1 protein-coding gene and 1 pseudogene are annotated in these 1102 nt (G+C 65.2%); one reads left to right on the plus strand and one right to left on the minus strand.

What is annotated here, in order from left to right; all coding sequences use genetic code 11:
- Window positions 1-194 precede the first annotated feature (194 nt).
- Window positions 195-761: a Uma2 family endonuclease gene (locus C7C46_RS33405; protein WP_110673626.1), complete on the plus strand. Its 567-nt coding sequence runs from the start codon at window positions 195-197 to the stop codon at window positions 759-761.
- A 231-nt stretch (window positions 762-992) separates the two neighbouring features.
- Here the strand turns inward: C7C46_RS33405 and C7C46_RS37800 are convergent.
- A pseudogene (locus tag C7C46_RS37800) lies at window positions 993-1070 on the minus strand (hypothetical protein); the annotation flags it as partial.
- Window positions 1071-1102: the final 32 nt, after the last annotated feature.

The raw sequence follows: 1102 nt of genomic DNA on the forward strand, positions 1-1102 counted from the left end.
GCTCAACTGTGGAACGCAGGCTACTTGGCCGATTTGCACTCATGCGCCATCACGTGGTGAATGCGGATCGCCCCTTTTGCACCCAGGTCGCCCTGCGGACGCTGAAGATCCTGCCCCGCCCCAAAGCCGGTGCCCGACTGCAAGCGGGCAGTACGCTGAGTCGAGCAGCGCCGCATCCTCGAAGGAGGTACTTCATGACCGCCGAGATGGTGGCGCCCGCGTGGATGCACACGCAGATCACCGCGGAACAGTACGACTCCTGGTCCGAGGAGCAGTGCGCCGGCATCGAGATCGTGGACGGGATGGTCGTCGTGAGCCCGAGCGCCTCCAAGCGGCACAACCGGCTGGCTCGGCTCCTGGCCAATGCCCTGGACGCCGCCTCGGGCCCGGACTGGAACGCCGACACGGACTTCGACGTCCGCCTGCAGGACGTCCCACTCACAAACCGCCGACCGGACGTCACCGTGTACCGGGCGGAGACCATCGACTTCACACCTACCCGCCCCGAGCACCTGCTCCTGGTCGTCGAGGTCGTGTCCCCGGGGTCAGAGACCACCGACCGGATCGTGAAGGTGGACCAATACGCCAAAGCCGGCATCCCCTTCTACTGGCGCATCGAGCAGTCCGCCACCGGCGTTCCGATCGTCTACACCTACGTCCTCGACCCAGCCAACAGGGCCTACCGGGACGGCGAGGTGTTCACCGGCACCGTGAAGGCCACCGCGCCATTCCCTGTCACCGTCGACCTTGGGGCCCTGTGAGCAACGAGGAATCGCGCGCCCTCGGTGCCTCCAACGTCCTATGAGCTAAGACATGTCCGCAACTGGGGGCCTCTGGGCATCGGCCCCCAGCTCGGCCCGGACCCGTCGTAGGCGGTCCGGAGGGAAGCTGCACAGCTTCAACCAGGTGCCGACCTGTACGTTCTCGCCAAGGACGAGTCGCGTGGGGAGCCACCCCCTCTTCATCCCCGTCACCCTGATGGCGTGGTGTCGTTAGCGGATTACTACGTCGTGGTGATCGCTGGCGACGACCTTGCCGTCCTTGACGATCCATACCTCCACGTAATGCCGACCCCGATACTTGTACTACAGCGGCAGATCAT

It is taken from the genome of Streptomyces tateyamensis (assembly GCF_003205575.1).
GTDB classification, from domain to species: Bacteria; Actinomycetota; Actinomycetes; order Streptomycetales; family Streptomycetaceae; genus Kitasatospora; species Kitasatospora tateyamensis.

Coding starts and splice junctions, on each gene's coding strand:
- C7C46_RS33405 (WP_110673626.1), top strand. CDS start 195: ATGACCGCCGAGATGGTGGCGCCCGCGTGGATGCACACGCAGATCACC.